18 protein-coding genes are annotated in these 15,705 nt (G+C 33.8%); 7 read left to right on the forward strand and 11 right to left on the reverse strand.

What is annotated here, in order from left to right; translation table 11 throughout:
• The first annotated feature begins 368 nt into the window (after positions 1–368).
• From argS to AAFN75_RS10655, 4 genes are all read left to right on the forward strand, one after another.
• Positions 369–2,153 (forward strand): arginine--tRNA ligase, encoded by a 1,785-nt coding sequence (argS, locus tag AAFN75_RS10640; protein ID WP_411806298.1) that lies wholly within the window; start codon positions 369–371, stop codon positions 2,151–2,153.
• A 291-nt stretch (positions 2,154–2,444) separates the two neighbouring features.
• Positions 2,445–3,773 (forward strand): signal recognition particle protein, encoded by a 1,329-nt coding sequence (ffh, locus tag AAFN75_RS10645; RefSeq protein ID WP_411806299.1) that lies wholly within the window; start codon positions 2,445–2,447, stop codon positions 3,771–3,773.
• Positions 3,774–3,865: 92 nt separating this feature from the next.
• Positions 3,866–4,744, forward strand: coding sequence for a bifunctional methylenetetrahydrofolate dehydrogenase/methenyltetrahydrofolate cyclohydrolase FolD (gene folD / locus AAFN75_RS10650; protein WP_411806300.1), 879 nt, complete (start codon positions 3,866–3,868; stop codon positions 4,742–4,744).
• A gap of 29 nt (positions 4,745–4,773) precedes the next feature.
• Positions 4,774–5,502, forward strand: coding sequence for a TIGR02206 family membrane protein (locus AAFN75_RS10655; protein ID WP_411806301.1), 729 nt, complete (start codon positions 4,774–4,776; stop codon positions 5,500–5,502).
• Positions 5,503–5,535: 33 nt separating this feature from the next.
• Here the strand turns inward: AAFN75_RS10655 and rluF are convergent, their stop codons facing one another.
• The 8 genes from rluF to AAFN75_RS10695 form a co-directional block, all read right to left on the reverse strand.
• Complete coding sequence (rluF, locus tag AAFN75_RS10660) at positions 5,536–6,312, reverse strand: 23S rRNA pseudouridine(2604) synthase RluF (RefSeq protein ID WP_411806302.1); 777 nt, start codon at positions 6,310–6,312, stop codon at positions 5,536–5,538.
• Between the two features lie 20 nt (positions 6,313–6,332).
• Positions 6,333–7,160 (reverse strand): alpha/beta hydrolase, encoded by an 828-nt coding sequence (locus AAFN75_RS10665; protein ID WP_411806303.1) that lies wholly within the window; start codon positions 7,158–7,160, stop codon positions 6,333–6,335.
• Entirely contained in the window at positions 7,161–7,532 is a 372-nt protein-coding gene (locus AAFN75_RS10670) for a cupin domain-containing protein (protein WP_411806304.1), read from the reverse strand.
• Between the two features lie 60 nt (positions 7,533–7,592).
• A complete protein-coding gene (locus tag AAFN75_RS10675) occupies positions 7,593–8,573 on the reverse strand; it encodes a YitT family protein (RefSeq protein ID WP_411806305.1) in 981 nt (326 codons plus the stop codon).
• A gap of 5 nt (positions 8,574–8,578) precedes the next feature.
• Positions 8,579–9,136, reverse strand: a complete 558-nt coding sequence (locus AAFN75_RS10680; protein WP_411806306.1) for a hypothetical protein — start codon at positions 9,134–9,136, stop codon at positions 8,579–8,581.
• Positions 9,137–9,193: 57 nt separating this feature from the next.
• A complete protein-coding gene (locus AAFN75_RS10685; protein WP_144115538.1) occupies positions 9,194–10,735 on the reverse strand; it encodes a helicase HerA-like domain-containing protein in 1,542 nt (513 codons plus the stop codon).
• Between the two features lie 83 nt (positions 10,736–10,818).
• Positions 10,819–11,511, reverse strand: a complete 693-nt coding sequence (locus AAFN75_RS10690; RefSeq protein ID WP_411806307.1) for a hypothetical protein — start codon at positions 11,509–11,511, stop codon at positions 10,819–10,821.
• A gap of 114 nt (positions 11,512–11,625) precedes the next feature.
• Positions 11,626–12,336, reverse strand: coding sequence for a hypothetical protein (locus AAFN75_RS10695; RefSeq protein ID WP_411806308.1), 711 nt, complete (start codon positions 12,334–12,336; stop codon positions 11,626–11,628).
• Positions 12,337–12,484: 148 nt separating this feature from the next.
• Between AAFN75_RS10695 and AAFN75_RS10700 the strand changes: the two genes are divergently transcribed.
• Positions 12,485–13,114, forward strand: coding sequence for a 7-carboxy-7-deazaguanine synthase QueE (locus tag AAFN75_RS10700; RefSeq protein ID WP_144115540.1), 630 nt, complete (start codon positions 12,485–12,487; stop codon positions 13,112–13,114).
• 94 nt (positions 13,115–13,208) lie between these two features.
• Positions 13,209–13,346, forward strand: coding sequence for a hypothetical protein (locus AAFN75_RS10705; RefSeq protein WP_172625824.1), 138 nt, complete (start codon positions 13,209–13,211; stop codon positions 13,344–13,346).
• A 60-nt stretch (positions 13,347–13,406) separates the two neighbouring features.
• Here AAFN75_RS10705 and AAFN75_RS10710 read toward each other — a convergent pair whose 3' ends face one another.
• On the reverse strand, positions 13,407–13,949 hold the full coding sequence (locus tag AAFN75_RS10710; protein ID WP_411806309.1) for a DUF2911 domain-containing protein: 543 nt from the start codon (positions 13,947–13,949) through the stop codon (positions 13,407–13,409).
• A gap of 181 nt (positions 13,950–14,130) precedes the next feature.
• Here AAFN75_RS10710 and AAFN75_RS10715 point away from each other — a divergent pair, with 181 nt between their 5' ends.
• On the forward strand, positions 14,131–14,442 hold the full coding sequence (locus tag AAFN75_RS10715) for a DUF202 domain-containing protein (RefSeq protein WP_411806310.1): 312 nt from the start codon (positions 14,131–14,133) through the stop codon (positions 14,440–14,442).
• A 255-nt stretch (positions 14,443–14,697) separates the two neighbouring features.
• Here AAFN75_RS10715 and AAFN75_RS10720 read toward each other — a convergent pair whose 3' ends face one another.
• Positions 14,698–14,934 carry an energy transducer TonB gene (locus tag AAFN75_RS10720; RefSeq protein WP_411806311.1) on the reverse strand — a complete coding sequence of 79 codons (237 nt, stop codon included), beginning with the start codon at positions 14,932–14,934 and terminating at the stop codon, positions 14,698–14,700.
• 189 nt (positions 14,935–15,123) lie between these two features.
• Positions 15,124–15,450, reverse strand: a complete 327-nt coding sequence (locus AAFN75_RS10725; RefSeq protein WP_411806312.1) for a hypothetical protein — start codon at positions 15,448–15,450, stop codon at positions 15,124–15,126.
• Positions 15,451–15,705 lie beyond the last annotated feature (255 nt).

Consider the following 15,705-nt stretch of genomic DNA (forward strand, 5'->3'; position numbering starts at 1 on the left):
TATTAAATTTAAATAATAGCTTTACTCGACAAAAATTGAAAAAAGCAGATGTATAATCTAATTTCTGCGTTTTACTACCAATAAATTAGACGAAATGAGCCATGAAATATAGTGAAATTATCGACGAATAGATAAACGGTACATATTACGGATAATATTATAATTTGTCAACCAAATACTATAAAATTAAAGATATTTTGATTTGTTTTTGGTAGTCTTGTTTTTGTCAATCTTTGCTTTTTTAAAAGCGAAATACTTATGTTTTTGTAAAGCACAGATGCAGAGATTTTCGCAACAAAATTCTAGATTAAAATACCCTTAAAACTTGATTAAAAAATTCTATCTTTGCAGCCTTAAAAACGAGCAGTATGAGCCTTCAAGATACCTTATCAAATTATGTAAAACAAGCTGTTAACGCAGATTTTAACATCAATTTAGAAACCGTAGAATTTCAAGCAACTAGAAAAGAGTTTGCAGGAGATATTACGGTGGTTATCTTCCCAATGCTTCGCTTTATTAAAGGGAACCCGGTTCAAATAGGCGAAACTATAGGTAGTTACTTGGTTAACAATGTTAGCGAGGTTAAAGCTTTTAATGTGGTAAAAGGGTTTTTAAATGTCGAAATTAGCGATGCCTATTACCTTAACTTTTTCAATGGCATTAAAAACGATAATGCATTTGGTTTTGTATCACCACAGGCCGATGAAAAAGCGGTTATGGTCGAGTATTCATCACCAAACACCAATAAACCATTGCATTTAGGTCATGTTCGTAATAACCTTTTGGGCTATAGTGTTGCCGAAATTTTAAAAGCTTCAGGAAAAAAAGTATATAAAACACAAATTATAAACGATAGAGGTATTCATATTTGTAAAAGTATGTTGGCTTGGGAAAAATTCGGAAGTGGAGAAACACCAGAATCTACGGGATTAAAAGGTGATAAATTAGTAGGTAACTATTACGTTAAGTTCGACCAAGAATATAAAAAGGAAATTCAAAATTTAATAGCGGCGGGAAGTACCGAGGAAGATGCTAAAAAAAATGCACCTTTATTATTAGAGGCTCAAAACTTGCTTTTAAAATGGGAAGCAGGCGATAAAGACACCGTGGCACTTTGGTCCAAAATGAATGGTTGGGTATACGATGGTTTTGCAGAAAGCTACAAAAATTTAGGTGTAGATTTCGATACGCTGTATTACGAAAGTAACACATACCTATTAGGAAAAGAGTTTGTTGCCGAAGGCTTAAAATCTGGCGTTTTCGTAAAAGAAGAAGACGGGTCTGTGTGGTGCGATTTAACCGAAGACGGATTAGATAAAAAAATAGTACTACGTGCCGATGGTACTGCCGTTTACATGACACAAGATATTGGTACAGCCATACAGCGTATAAAAGATTTTCCAGATGTTGGCGGTATGGTTTATACGGTTGGTAACGAGCAAGATTACCACTTTCAAGTCTTATTTTTAATCCTAAAAAAATTAGGTTTTGATTGGGCTAAAAACCTATACCACTTAAGTTATGGTATGGTCGATTTACCGAGCGGAAAAATGAAAAGTAGAGAAGGTACCGTTGTTGATGCCGACGATTTAATAGACGATATGGCTGCAACAGCCGAGGAAATCTCAGAAGAACTTGGTAAACTAGATGGCTATTCAACCCAAGAAAAAAAGGAACTTTATAAAACCATTGGTTTAGGCGCCTTAAAATACTACATCTTAAAAGTAGACCCTAAAAAACGAATCCTATTCGATCCAAAAGAATCTATCGATTTTCAAGGAAACACAGGACCATTCATCCAGTACACCTACGCGCGTATTCAATCCATTTTACGCAAGGGCAATCTTAATCCAGATGTAACAATTAACGCTACTCAAACAGCACTTCATCCAAAAGAAAAAGAGCTAATCAAGCAAATACAGCTGTTCCCAGAGGTAATTCAAAATGCCGCAAACAACCACAGTCCAGCACTAATTGCAAATTACACCTACGATTTGGTTAAGGAATTCAACTCCTTTTATCAAAACGTATCCATTTTAGGCGCAGATAACGACACCGAAAAAACACTAAGAGTGCAATTATCTCAAGTCGTTGCTAACACTATTAAAAACAGTTTTAGCCTATTAGGCGTGCAAGTTCCAGAGCGCATGTAGGGGCTTTAAAGGCGGTTTATATTCTTAAAAATCTATTTGGGCGTTCCCTTTCAGGTCGGGCTTTCCGTTCCCAATCTTTTTGTTCGTGCCTCACAAAAAGTATTTTCACTGCAATCCCTAACGCGGGTCGGTCAGCCAACTTCGTTTTTTTACTAATTACCCTTCAGCTTGTTTAAGTAAAAGCTAAATACAAGCCTGTAAAAACAAAATATTTAGTTATTTTTGCAACTTAAATTTTAATTATTGCGCAGTCTACATACTTGTGGCTGCCTACAGAAGACTTAAAATACTATGTTTAATAATTTAAGCGATAAATTAGATAAAGCCTTACACGTATTAAAAGGGCACGGAAGCATTACCGAAGTTAATGTAGCCGAAACTTTAAAAGAAGTAAGACGCGCCTTATTAGATGCCGATGTTAACTTTAAAATAGCTAAACAGTTTACACAAACTGTTAAAGAAAAGGCATTAGGGCAAAACGTATTAACAACGTTACAGCCAGGGCAATTAATGGTTAAAATTGTTAAGGACGAGCTAACCCAACTTATGGGTGGCGATGCCGAAGGTATAAACCTATCAGGTAAACCAAGCATTATTTTAATGTCCGGGTTACAAGGTTCTGGTAAAACAACCTTTTCTGGTAAGTTAGCTAACTACTTAAAAACTAAAAAATCTAAAAATCCATTATTAGTAGCCTGTGATGTTTACCGTCCGGCTGCAATCGATCAATTACATGTAGTAGGAGGTCAAATTGGCGTAGAGGTTTTTAGCGATAAAGGAAATAACGATCCTGTTGCTATCTCGCAAGCGGCAATAGCCCATGCAAAAGCAAACGGACATAATGTGGTTATTATAGATACCGCAGGTCGTTTAGCCGTAGATGAGGCGATGATGACCGAAATATCTAACATCCATAAAGCCATAGAGCCTCAAGAAACCTTGTTTGTTGTAGATTCTATGACAGGGCAAGATGCTGTAAACACAGCAAAAGCCTTTAACGATGTTTTAAACTTCGATGGTGTTATCCTTACCAAACTAGATGGTGATACTCGAGGTGGTGCAGCCATTTCAATTAAATCTGTAGTTGATAAACCAATTAAGTTTATTGGTACAGGCGAGAAAATGGAAGCTATCGATGTGTTCTACCCATCGCGTATGGCAGACCGTATCTTGGGTATGGGAGATGTTGTGTCTTTAGTAGAAAGAGCTCAAGAACAATTTGACGAAGAAGAAGCTAGAAAACTTCAAAAGAAAATAGCCAAAAACCAATTCGGGTTTGATGATTTCTTAAAACAGATTCAGCAAATTAAGAAAATGGGAAACATGAAAGACCTTATGGGTATGATTCCTGGTGCTGGTAAAATGTTAAAAGATGTTGATATTGACGATGATGCTTTTAAAGGTATCGAAGCCATTATCCATTCTATGACACCAAAAGAAAGAACCAATCCAGCAGTGCTTAATGCGAGTAGAAAAAAACGTGTAGCGCAAGGCTCTGGTACTTCAGTACAAGAAGTAAATCAACTTTTAAAGCAGTTTAACCAAATGAGCAAAATGATGAAGATGATGCAAGGCGGTGGCGGTAAAAAGATGATGCAGATGATGAAGAACATGAAGTAATATTTTAGTAAAATAGAAAAGAAATAAACTTTGAGCCTTAGCGTCTTTGCGATTAAAAATATTCGTGGATTCGTGGCAAAAACGAATTAAGCATGACAATTTTAGACGGTAAAAAAGTAAGTAACGATATTAAAGACGAAATCGCAGACCATGTTCAGGCTATGGTTTCTAAAGGAGAAAAAGTACCGCACCTTGCGGCAATTCTTGTAGGATCGGACGGGGCGAGTATGACCTATGTAAATGCTAAAGTAAAAGCTTGCGAGCGTATTGGTTTTAACTCCACTCTTATTGAGTTGCCAGATTACACTTCAGAAGAAGAGTTACTAGAAAAAATTAATGACTTAAATACTAACAAAGATATTGATGGGTTTATTGTGCAATTGCCTTTACCAGATCAAATCGATGAGCAAAAAGTATTAATGGCTATCGACCCAGATAAGGATGTCGATGGGTTTCATCCAACAAATGTTGGTAGAATGGCTTTAGATTTGCCAACCTTTTTACCGGCAACACCGTATGGTATTATGGAGTTGCTAGAGCGTTATCAAATAGAAACCTCTGGTAAAAATGTAGTGGTATTAGGAAGAAGCCATATTGTTGGTCGCCCAATGAGTATTTTAATGAGTCAAAAACGTAAGGCTGGAGATGCTACCGTAACTGTGGTTCACAGCCGTTCAAAAAACTTAGAAGAAATTACTAAAGCAGCCGATATTATTGTTGCTGCTATTGGTATATCGGAGTTTTTAACAGGCGATATGGTTAAAGAAGATGTTGTTATTATCGATGTAGGAATTACACGTGTGCCAGATGCAACTAAAAAGAATGGGTACCGATTAGCGGGCGATGTGCATTTTGAAAGCGTAAGTCAAAAAGCAAGTTACATTACACCTGTTCCAGGTGGTGTAGGTCCAATGACGATTGCTATGCTATTAAAGAATACCTTATTGGCTAGAGAACGACATATTAAGTAGAATAAAATATTATTTAATTAAATTGCATTATGAGTTTTATAATTTATAATGCAATTTTTTTGTTTAATAGGGTTGCTATTGGTAGTTTTCAACATATCCTGCCAATTGTTTTAGCCATTTTATTCGCCATTGTTTTTATACGGTTTGCAAAACGTAGATTATGCAAATCACAGCAAAATAAAGCGCTACATATTTTAGCCTGCTTTATAAGTTTTGTAGTTATAATGTTTCATGTGCATAAAATGAGTGTTGGGGACTATAATTTTTCAACCGATTTGCCTTTGTATTTATGCAGTTTAATGGGACTCCTAATTCCTGTGTTTTCCTATTACCGAACATTTTTAATGTATGAAATTTTGTTGTTTTGGATTATTGGCGGCACATTACAGGCTGTTTTAACGCCCGATATTGCGGTAGGGTTTCCTAGTTTTGATTACTTCAGGTATTGGATTGTACACCTAGGCCTTTTAGTGGTTGTTTTTTATGCCACTTTTGTGTTTAATATGCGCCCTACAATTAAGAGTGTTTTTAAATCGGTTGCAGGTCTATTGGTTTATGTGATTCTAATGGTCGCTGCAAATAAGCTTTTAAATGCTAACTATTTTTATTTGAATGAAAAGCCACAATCCGCTTCTATACTTGATTATTTTGGCGACTGGCCATGGTATATAATTGTAGTGATATTTATAGTTATACCCCTCTTTTTACTAATTTATATGCCCTTCTATATAGTAGAAAAAACGAAGGCTAATAAGTAACTAGAACTGGCTTTAGTTTATCGGCCAACAGGTTTAGCGCTTAAAGGGCTTTTTAGCTTTAGCCGTATTGTTTTGTTTAAATGTTTTGGTGCTTTCTTCTAAAAGTAAATTTAAGTTTTTAAATTCTTCTTTAGTTAATTCCCGATATTCTCCAACTGGCATGTCTAGCTTAATATTCATAATTCTAACACGTTTTAGGGTCTGTACGTCATAGTTTAAATAATCGCACATGCGTCTAATTTGTCTATTAAGCCCTTGTGTTAAAATAATCTTGAATTTATAAGTGCTCAGTTTTTCAACTTTACATTTGTTGGTGGTTTTATTTAATTCTGCCAACGGAATACCTCCAGACATACGTTCAATAAATGTTTGCGAAATGGGTTTATCAACCGTAACAATATATTCTTTTTCGTGGTTGTTACTAGCTCGAAGAATTTTGTTTACTATATCGCCATCATCGGTTAATAGAATTAAACCTTCACTAGGTTTATCTAATCGTCCAATAGGGAAAATACGTTTTGGGTAGTTTAAATAATCAATGATGTTATCTTTTTCTACGCTGGTATCCGTTGTACAAACAATGCCCACGGGTTTGTTAAAAGCTAAATAAACAAAAGACTCTTTGGTGTTAATTATTTCTTTACCATCAACCGCAACAACATCTTCGGGTGCAATTTTAGTGCCCATTTCTGGCACCACACCATTAATGGTAACACGACCTGATTCAATGAGTTTGTCTGCCTCTCTTCTAGAACAGTAACCAACTTCACTTAAATATTTATTTATACGTTTTAATATAACTTCTGCCATGGTTCAAAAATACAACAAAGTTAGTCGTTTAAAAAGTCTAAAATGTTTTGATATACGGGTTTAGATTTTAAACCATGCCCAAAGCCTGTAGTGGCTATAAAATTAGCGTTGGCATAGTTTTCTTTAAATTTTATACCATCGTTAAACGGAATAATTTTATCCTTCTCATCATGAATAATAAGGCCTTTAGCGGAAACTTCTTTTATAAAAACCGAAGGCGTAAAATATTCAGGGAGATTATTGTAATGTTTTAAAATGAATTGATCTATAGCTTTTATAACGCGTTTGCTATAGCCCATCATGTCTGCGTAACGGCTTAAAACACCTGTGAAGTTTGCGGGCGCGCCTAAAAGAACAAGTTTCTCTATGGATTTTAATTGATACTTATGCTGAAAAAACACGGTAGCCATACCACCAACAGAATGTCCTATAATGGTTTGTATATTAAATTTTTTCACCACTACGTTTATGCAATCGGCATACATAATAGCGTTAAACGTTTTTCCGCTTGAAGCTCCATGTCCTGGAGCATCTAATGCTATAATGTTATAGTTTAAAACTCTTAGTTCTTCAATTAAATCTTTCCACCTAAAGGTGTTGCTTTCCCAGCCGTGTGCTAGTAAGATGGTTTCTTTATCGCCTTCCCAATGGTAGGTGTTTATTGCAAAATTTTGGAAGGAAATCTGTTCTTGGTTAGCTTCTTTTAGGTATTCTAATTCCTTGGGCGTTATTTTTCCTTTCTTTGGAGTAGAGAATAATAATATGGCCAATTTAGCGGCATATTTAGGAGCAATAAGACCAATAAGGTTAATAAAAAAACCAATACATTTTGGGATGAATTTTTTCATTTAGCTATCTTCTCTGTTTACTAAATCTATTGAAAAAGCAGGTGTGCATATTGCAATGTATTCGCAAACTTCGGTAAAAGGGTTGGAGTATTGCACTCTAGTGTTTCTTTCAATTTTAATAGATTGTCCTGCTTCTAATACAATTTGCTCATCTTCTATGATAAATTGTTTTTTGCCACGAATTATAATTGTAAACTCATCAAATTCGGGTGTTTGAAAAGGTTCACTCCAACCTGCTGGAGCTTTCATGTGTGCAATACTTATTTCGGAATTACCATCGGTAGTTTTTCCAAAATGTTCTTTTATCATTTTGCCATCTGTAGTGGGTACAACAAAAGGACTTGTTTGAATGGTATAGCGCTTTTTAGACATATTTTATGTTGATAATTAAAATAGAAAAATAGTAATTCGATAGTTTTAATACATTAAGATTTAATGTTGGTCTTGTAAAGGCTTTTTCTTTATCATTCCGCCTTTTAAATCTTTTACAACACCCATAATTACAAAGGCGTTTTCGTCAATTTTATCAATTTCGGTTTGAAGTTTTGCAAGTTCCAAACGGGTAACAATAGTATAGATAATATCCTTGTCGTAACTTTCTCCTTTTGTACCATAACCACCTTTTCCTGCATAAATTGTACAAGCTCTTCTAAGGTTTTGGGTTAGCATGATTCTTAATTTTTCGTGCTGCTCAGAAATTATAGTAACACCCACATATTCTTCAACACCATCAACCACAAAATCTACTGTTTTGGCAGCCGATAAATAGGTTAAAATAGCGTAAAGTGCTATTTCCATAGATAATACATAGGCGCCTACAGAAAAAATTACAATATTAATAAGTAGTAATACATCGCCTATAGTAAGCGAAAGTTTTCGTCCTAAATAAATAGCTAGAACTTCGGTGCCATCAATTACACTGCCACCTCTCATGGATAAACCTATCCCTAAGCCTAAAAAGAAACCACCAAATACTGCAATAAGTAGCTTGTCTTCAGTTATAGTTGGGTAATCTACAAAATGTACCACAATAGCTAGTAAAGCAATGGCAACAATGCTTTTTAAGGCGAATTTATTACCTATAGTTTTCGAAGCCAAAAAGATAAAAGGAAGGTTAACTATAATTAGTAATATGCCTAGTTGTATTGAGGTTACGTTTTTAAGTAATAATGAGATTCCTGTAGCACCACCATCAATAAAGTTGTTAGGTAGTAAGAAGCCTTTTAAACCAAAACCAGCCGAAAAAACACCTATAATAATAAAAACGAATTCTTTTACCGCGTGAGAAATTTCTATCTCAAACGATTTTACTAAAGGATCAATTTGTTTTTTAGTAACCGTTGCGCCAACGTGCTTTTTTTCAAGTCGTTTACGTGCAACATCAACTAGAATTTTGGATATAAGTGGATTCATTTATATTAATGGTTCCAGTTTATAAAAAAGTATTTTACTTTGGCATTATCTGGAATATGAGTTGGTTCGAATTTTAAATTCATATCAAACCTAAGGTTAGAAGGTAGTTCATTTTTATCGATAGTAAAACTAGCGTTAATTTGATCGACTCCCACAACAATAGAATTAATTAAATTGCTAATTCTAGAAATTTTATTATTCTCCTTTATGTCTTTAAAAGTACTTAAACTAGTAATGTTGTTTTCAGTTTTAAAACGCTCATCTAGAATACGAATACTACCAATTGTTGAGGTAGAATCTAAAGCTTGTTTAGGCGTAAGCGTTAAAAGTTTTTTACCTCCTTTTTCAAAAATTTCAATATTGTTTATGTTTCCTGTAAACTCATCACCACTTATAAATTTAACGATAGAATCGTTGGCATAAATAGTTTTTAAGTCTTTAACTTGAGTAGAATCGGTTAGTAAGCCAACATGTTGCTTGCTAATTTCGAAAGGGTTTTGTGTTTTATTACAACTCGTTAAAAGAAAAGAGATACATAATACCGTTAAAAAAGATTTGTACATAAATTATTTAGTTTTTTTTTAGATTTAATCTGTTAATTTGTAAAACAGTTTGTTTTCTTATTTTTTTAGAACTTTTGTTAAAATGCCAAATACGCTTCTAATAAAAGTAGCGCTTGTTAATACTTTAACTATAGGGTTCATGGCAGTGCTTTTTCGTCTAGAAGTTGTTGTTTTCTTTTTCGATGCTGCTTTTTTAAGCGCTTCTTTTTCTTCTCTAGCTTTTTCTTTAACTTCTTCGGCCTCTGCTTTTTCAATTTTCTTATTCAGCATTTCATAGGCACTTTCTCTATCTATGGTTTCGTTGTATTTTTTTACCAACTTAGATTTTGATAGTAAGCTGCTTAATTCAACATCGGTTAACACATCCATTCTACTCATTGGAGCTCGCATCATGGTAGCCGCAAGTGGTGTAGGACGTCCTTTTTCGTCTAGCGCAGAAACTAAGGCTTCACCTATTCCTAAAGATGTTAAAACCTCTGTAGTATCATAATACTCAGAATCCGGATAGTTTTGCGCAGTTAGTTTAATAGCTTTTCTATCCTTGGCGGTAAAAGCTCTTAATGCATGTTGAATTTTTAAACCCAATTGCCCCAAAACAGCTTCTGGAACATCGGTTGGGTTTTGCGTTACAAAATATAAACCAACACCCTTACTACGTATTAATTTTACAATACTTTCAATTTGATTTAAAAGTGCTTTTGATGCTTCATTAAAAATTAAATGAGCTTCGTCAATAAATAGAATAAGTTCTGGTCTGTCGCTATCTCCCTGTTCTGGGAAGGTCGAATAAATTTCGGCCAGTAAACTTAACATAAAGGTTGAAAATAATTTAGGTCTATCTTGTATATCTGTTAGTCTTAAAATATTTATATAGCCACGGCCATTTTCATCAACACGTAATAAATCTTCAACTTCAAAAGAGGTTTCGCCAAAAAAACGATCGGCACCTTGTTGTTCTAACTCTATAATTTTTCGTAGTATGGCGCCAGTTGATGCTGTCGAAATCCTACCATAAGATTCAGTGAATTCTTCTTTGCCTTCTTGTGTAGCGTATTGTAATATTTTTTTAAAATCTTTTAAATCTAAAAGTGGCAATTTATTATTATCGCAATATTGAAAAATTACGGCGACAATTCCAGATTGTGTTTCAGATAAATCTAAAATTCTGGATAACAACACAGGTCCAAATTCACTAACAGTAGCTCTTAAGCGAACGCCGTCTTGTTCAGAAAGGGTTAATATTTCAACAGGAAATGCTTTAGGTTCAAAAGGTAATCCTATTTTTTCATGGCGTTCATCAATCTTAGCATGACCAGGACTAGGTTGTGCTATCCCACTTAAATCACCTTTTATATCCATAAGTAATACAGGAATTCCCTTGTCACTTAAGTTTTCAGCTAAAACCTGTAACGATTTTGTTTTTCCAGTTCCTGTAGCTCCGGCAATTAAACCATGGCGATTCATGGTTTTTAGAGGTATTTTTACATGTGCTCCGGTTATCGTTTCACCATCTAACATGGCGGCTCCAACAGGTATAAAATCACCTTTAGTTGTATTGCCTTCTGTAATGTATTTGAAAAAAGTTTCCTTGTTGCTCATGCCTTATAATTTTGCATAAAAATACAGGAAATATAAGGAAGAAAAAAATAGGTTTTTTAGTGATTTTTTTGAGCGTAGTAAATTTAATTTAATCGTGTTATACCAATATTTATAAATACAGCATTTAGTGTAGAACCCCCATTATTTAGCACATATCTTAGTCTTACATTATCATTGGCATTTATTGGATACATAATGCTCCCGCTTGTTCCCCAATAATCTGTGCTAGGTAATGTAGCGACACCTCTATTTAGATATCCAACTAAAGCATTATTAACAACTAGCGCTATAATATATTTTGTGTTGCCACTTGGCATATTACTAGACGAAAGAGATGCTGTAAACAGATAATTACCTTGCTCTAATATAGTAACTCTTCCATTTGCGGTAACATTGTAAACATCTGGGTTTGTTGAAATAACTTCGGATGGCCCTATTGGAAAATCAACATACGAATTATTAGGGGTTTGAAGTATATTATTGCCACTTCCAAAACTCCTATTAATAACAAGAGCCGAATTAGTTAAGCTTGACCACGTGCTATTTTTAAAAACATAATATGAATTTCTTGTCGTATTAAAAACCATGGAGCCGTTTAAAGGCGTAGGAATATTATCCATTTGGGTCGATGTCATTCTGGGAGGAATAAGAGCGCCGTTTGAACTATCTATTTGTAAAGCCGCAGAATCATCGGGACTCGCTGTGCCAATACCAACTTGAGCGAAGCTGTAAAAATTGCTTAATAGAAATAGTATAGTAAATATTCTAATTTTCATTCTTGAGAGAGATTGAGGTTGCGTGTCTATAGGAATTATGGAAGTAATTCGAAGAGAACAAGTAAAATTGCGTAAGAAGCTTTTCTACAAAAAAAAGCGTGCTATTCAAGAAAACTATCTATGGGCTTCAAAAATAACAACAATATCTTCGGTATGGTCTGTTACATTTATGGTAAAACCATTTGTGCCAAAACTTGTTACTTCGGCTGCCGTTAAACCTAAGCTATTTCCGTTATTGTTGGTATATCTTATTCCTATTGCTCTAGAGCTAGAAGCATATCTAGAAATATCATTAATAGAAGCTCCGCTACCACCAACAAAAATAACTTGTTGTAGTATGCCGCCGCCGTAGTTTGTAGTATATCCAGACATATTACCAAAAACGTTTTGAAACGTGTTATTATTGTTTCCTATGTCATTATCAGCATCTACATTATAGCTTTCTACATTAGGAACAGCAGAAAATTTTATAGACGATGGTTCAAAGGGTAATCCCGTTATTGTTTGTGTTCCTGTGCCTGTTATTATAAATTTTCCAATATGTACAGATGAGTCGGGGTTCAGCTTACTCCATGAAGGCACTCTAGTTGAACCAGAATTAAATTCAAAGGTGTTTAAGGTGGTGTTAAATATCATTAACCCAGGCGCTGGCGTGGTAATATTATTTCTTTGAGTGGTTGTTAGTCTTGGTATAAGTAAACCTTTATCTGTAGATTCAATATCTAAAATAGATGAGTCATCAGGACTTGCTGTGCCAATACCAACTTGAGAGAAACTATAAAAATTGTTTAATAACAATAGTATTGTAAATGCTATTACTTTCATTCTTGAGAGGGAGATTGAGGTTGTATTAATTAATATACTACGAATTTAAGAAAACATTTTCAAGAAAAAAAAGTAAACAAAACAAAGCTGCTTGTCTTTAAGTCATTTCTGTAAATATATGTACATTTGCACACTAAATTTTTTTGGGATGAATGAAGTTGTGAAGCAAATGGTGGAGAAAGGGGAGATGTTGCCCTTAATGGAAGAGTTTTATACTATACAAGGCGAAGGGTTTCATAAAGGAACTGCAGCCTATTTTGTTCGTATTGGTGGTTGCGATGTAGGATGCCATTGGTGCGATGTTAAGGAAAGTTGGAATGCTAATTTACATCCACCTACCGAAACAACTAAAATTGTTGCAGCCGCTAAATCGTATAGTAATACTATTGTGGTTACTGGTGGAGAGCCATTAACTTGGGATATGACCGCTTTAACAACCCAATTAAAAGCAGAAGGCTTACAAACACATATCGAAACCTCTGGTGCATATAAACTAACAGGTATTTGGGATTGGATTTGTTTATCGCCTAAAAAAATGAAACTTCCAACCAAGGAAGTTTACGATCATGCCCACGAGTTAAAAATGATTATTTACAATAAAGACGATTTTCGTTTTGCTGAAGAACAAGCAGCTAAGGTAAACGATGATTGTATTTTATACTTACAACCCGAGTGGAGTAAACGCGATAAGGTAGTGCCAGAAATTGTTGATTATGTAATGAAACACCCAAAATGGAAAGTGTCTTTACAAACTCATAAATATTTAAATATTCCCTAAAGTATTATAACTGTATTTGTGTTAAACTTTTTATGATTTAAGACAAGAAAAGTATGAATTGTAATGTATTTTTGAGCTATAAAAATATTCGATTATGGAAAAATTATTGAGAATTATTGGAGCGGCTTGGGGAGCAAAAAAAATAGGAGGCGGTAAATGTGGTTGTATAGGAACCTTTTTTGTTTTCCTTATTCTATATTGGCTTTTAGGTTACGTTTTTAAAGTATTTTAATATAAAAAAAGTTCCGATAACTAACTTGTAGCTATCGGAACTTTTTTTTGATACATATATTTAATTTGAAAACGGTACAACTACTCTTGTAGTGCCCCAACCTAAGTACATGTCTGCTCCGGCATCATTGCTTTCAAAGGTAATAGAAAAGTTCTCTAAAACTGTGTCGTCTTTGCTAACAGGAGCCTTCACTCTTAATACATCATTAGCTTCTTTATATGAATACGATCCCCAAACATTAACATCTTTATTTAAAATAATAGTCCATTCTTTATCTCCAGGAATAGTAAATAACGAGTACGTTCCGGCAGCAATACTTTTACCACCAATTTTCATGTCTCTATAAATGGTAATATCAGCAGCTTCGTTAGCGCCAGTTCTCCAAACCTCTCCGTTAGGAGCCAGTTTACTTAATTCGCGGCCCTTTAAAAACGGACGGCTATACACTAATTTTACAAAAGCAGGCGTTTTTTTGTCTACTCTGTAAAAAGCCACATCAAGCGGACTTTTATCTAATTTCGAAAATTTTTGAGCATTTAACGTTGATGTTAATAACATAACAAATGCAAAAGCAAGGGTTGATAATAAAGTTGTTTTTTTCATAATCTGTTTTAGTTTTTATTAAAAGTTTAAAATTAAACCAAAAAGGTCTTAATGTTTTTATAAAAGTCGTTAGCTAATGTTAAAGTTTACAATAATATAGTATTCATTTAAAATCCTTAATTATGGCTATACAGATTGCTTTAAAAAAATGTATTTTTATAAAGAATTAAAATTGAAAATAATGAAACTTTTAAAATTTGGACGCGATTTTAAACCAGACCAAAAAGTAATTTTAAGAGATTATTTGGCTATAGAGCGCACCCGATTAGCAAACGAGCGTACCCTACTGTCATACATCAGGTCGTCACTCTATTTACTATTAGGTAGTATCGGCTTTTTTCAGTTAAAAGGATTTCCAAACTTTAAATATCTGGCGTTTTTGGCCTTAGCTTTTAGCGCTATTTTTTTCGTAATAGGTGTGTTTAGGTTCCGGCTACTTAAAAAAAGCTTAAAACGATTATACTATATGTCCGAAACCAATGAAGATAAATAATTAAGTTTCTATACTTTTGATTAAGGCGTTACCACACCCTTCGTCTGCGCTCAGGGCAAGCGGGCGGGCTATTCACTGCAAGTCCTCGCGCTTCCTTCGTCAGGCTTTGCTATCCGTTACTATCCCTAACGCGCTTACTGTTGCAGCTTACTCATGCTTTTAAAAATAAGAAATTTGCATATAATAAAAGGTGAATATTATAGCGGTTCAGTTTAGGTTTATTTGTTGTATTAGTATATTGGTTGTAGTCTAGTCTTAAAATCTTAATGGTAATGTTCTCCAAATACCAACTACTTTTCCATCTTGCTCAGCAGGTTTCCATTTTGGCATATTCATAATTGCAATTACAATACTTGTGTCTAATTTTAAATTATTACTCTTTTTAATTATCTGTGTCTCTGAAACCTTATCATTAAAGTTTATGAAAAATTTAATTACAACTTCCTTGTTCGCAATATTATCATTCGAAATGTTATTTTTTAAGTAATTCATAAATTCTTTTGAACCCCCTGGAAACTCAGCTTGTTTTTCATATTCAAAATAAGAAATCTTATCTCCGTTTTTATTCCAACAGTTTCCGCTTATTAGTTTATCATTTTTATAAAAATCTTTTCTCCTTACTCTTCCATTTTCCGAAAGAGTTAAAAATTCTCCATCTTTTTAACCTTTATTATAATTGATTTATAAATATGGTTTTCCAGAATCATACCAAGCGAAGTGTCTAATGATTTTATCCTTTTCATAAATAGTCTCAAATTTTAATTGTCCATTTAAAAGATAAGTCTTTTCAGAAAAAGATCCTTTTTTTATTTTAGTCTTTTGTACTTTAAAATACTCAGCTTCAGACTTTGAAACTTTTTGTTTTTTGCTATTCAAATAAATTGTGTCTTGTCCAAAAACAGAAAATGAGATTGATGAACAAATTAATATCAGAATTATCTTTTTCATAAGAATTTTATCTTTATCACAGCCAAATGCATATAAGACAACTTTTATATTTAATGTCACGTAAATAAGTATAAGGTATAGGTGGTTTTTTGTCGTTGGTATTCCGCAAATATAAATAAATTTTCTTACAAAAATAAAATGAACCTAGTCGTTTAAAACTAGGCTCTTTTTATTAGGAGTTATACTAACAGTAATTATAAAAAGCTAATTACAGTTTAATAAACTTTTTAGCGGTACGACCTGTATTACTATGGAAATCTAATATCCAGAAGCTAAATCGTTCACGCTAAACGAATAGGTTTTAGTGCTTTTATT

Origin of the sequence: Algibacter sp. AS12 (genome assembly GCF_046736315.1) — a bacterium.
GTDB classification, from domain to species: Bacteria; Bacteroidota; Bacteroidia; order Flavobacteriales; family Flavobacteriaceae; genus Algibacter_B; species Algibacter_B amylolyticus.

Bases quoted from the DNA above. Each gene is read 5' to 3' on its own strand.
- AAFN75_RS10655 (WP_411806301.1), top strand. From the start codon at position 4,774: ATGAGTTTTATAATTTATAATGCAATTTTTTTGTTTAATAGGGTTGCT.
- AAFN75_RS10690 (WP_411806307.1), bottom strand. From the start codon at position 11,511: ATGAAAATTAGAATATTTACTATACTATTTCTATTAAGCAATTTTTAC.
- AAFN75_RS10720 (WP_411806311.1), bottom strand. From the start codon at position 14,934: ATGAATTACTTAAAAAATAACATTTCGAATGATAATATTGCGAACAAG.
- argS (WP_411806298.1), top strand. From the start codon at position 369: ATGAGCCTTCAAGATACCTTATCAAATTATGTAAAACAAGCTGTTAAC.
- AAFN75_RS10685 (WP_144115538.1), bottom strand. From the start codon at position 10,735: ATGAGCAACAAGGAAACTTTTTTCAAATACATTACAGAAGGCAATACA.
- AAFN75_RS10665 (WP_411806303.1), bottom strand. From the start codon at position 7,160: ATGAAAAAATTCATCCCAAAATGTATTGGTTTTTTTATTAACCTTATT.
- AAFN75_RS10695 (WP_411806308.1), bottom strand. From the start codon at position 12,336: ATGAAAGTAATAGCATTTACAATACTATTGTTATTAAACAATTTTTAT.
- AAFN75_RS10670 (WP_411806304.1), bottom strand. From the start codon at position 7,532: ATGTCTAAAAAGCGCTATACCATTCAAACAAGTCCTTTTGTTGTACCC.
- AAFN75_RS10700 (WP_144115540.1), top strand. From the start codon at position 12,485: ATGAATGAAGTTGTGAAGCAAATGGTGGAGAAAGGGGAGATGTTGCCC.
- AAFN75_RS10680 (WP_411806306.1), bottom strand. From the start codon at position 9,136: ATGTACAAATCTTTTTTAACGGTATTATGTATCTCTTTTCTTTTAACG.
- ffh (WP_411806299.1), top strand. From the start codon at position 2,445: ATGTTTAATAATTTAAGCGATAAATTAGATAAAGCCTTACACGTATTA.
- AAFN75_RS10675 (WP_411806305.1), bottom strand. From the start codon at position 8,573: ATGAATCCACTTATATCCAAAATTCTAGTTGATGTTGCACGTAAACGA.
- AAFN75_RS10715 (WP_411806310.1), top strand. From the start codon at position 14,131: ATGAAACTTTTAAAATTTGGACGCGATTTTAAACCAGACCAAAAAGTA.
- AAFN75_RS10710 (WP_411806309.1), bottom strand. From the start codon at position 13,949: ATGAAAAAAACAACTTTATTATCAACCCTTGCTTTTGCATTTGTTATG.
- rluF (WP_411806302.1), bottom strand. From the start codon at position 6,312: ATGGCAGAAGTTATATTAAAACGTATAAATAAATATTTAAGTGAAGTT.
- folD (WP_411806300.1), top strand. From the start codon at position 3,866: ATGACAATTTTAGACGGTAAAAAAGTAAGTAACGATATTAAAGACGAA.
- AAFN75_RS10705 (WP_172625824.1), top strand. From the start codon at position 13,209: ATGGAAAAATTATTGAGAATTATTGGAGCGGCTTGGGGAGCAAAAAAA.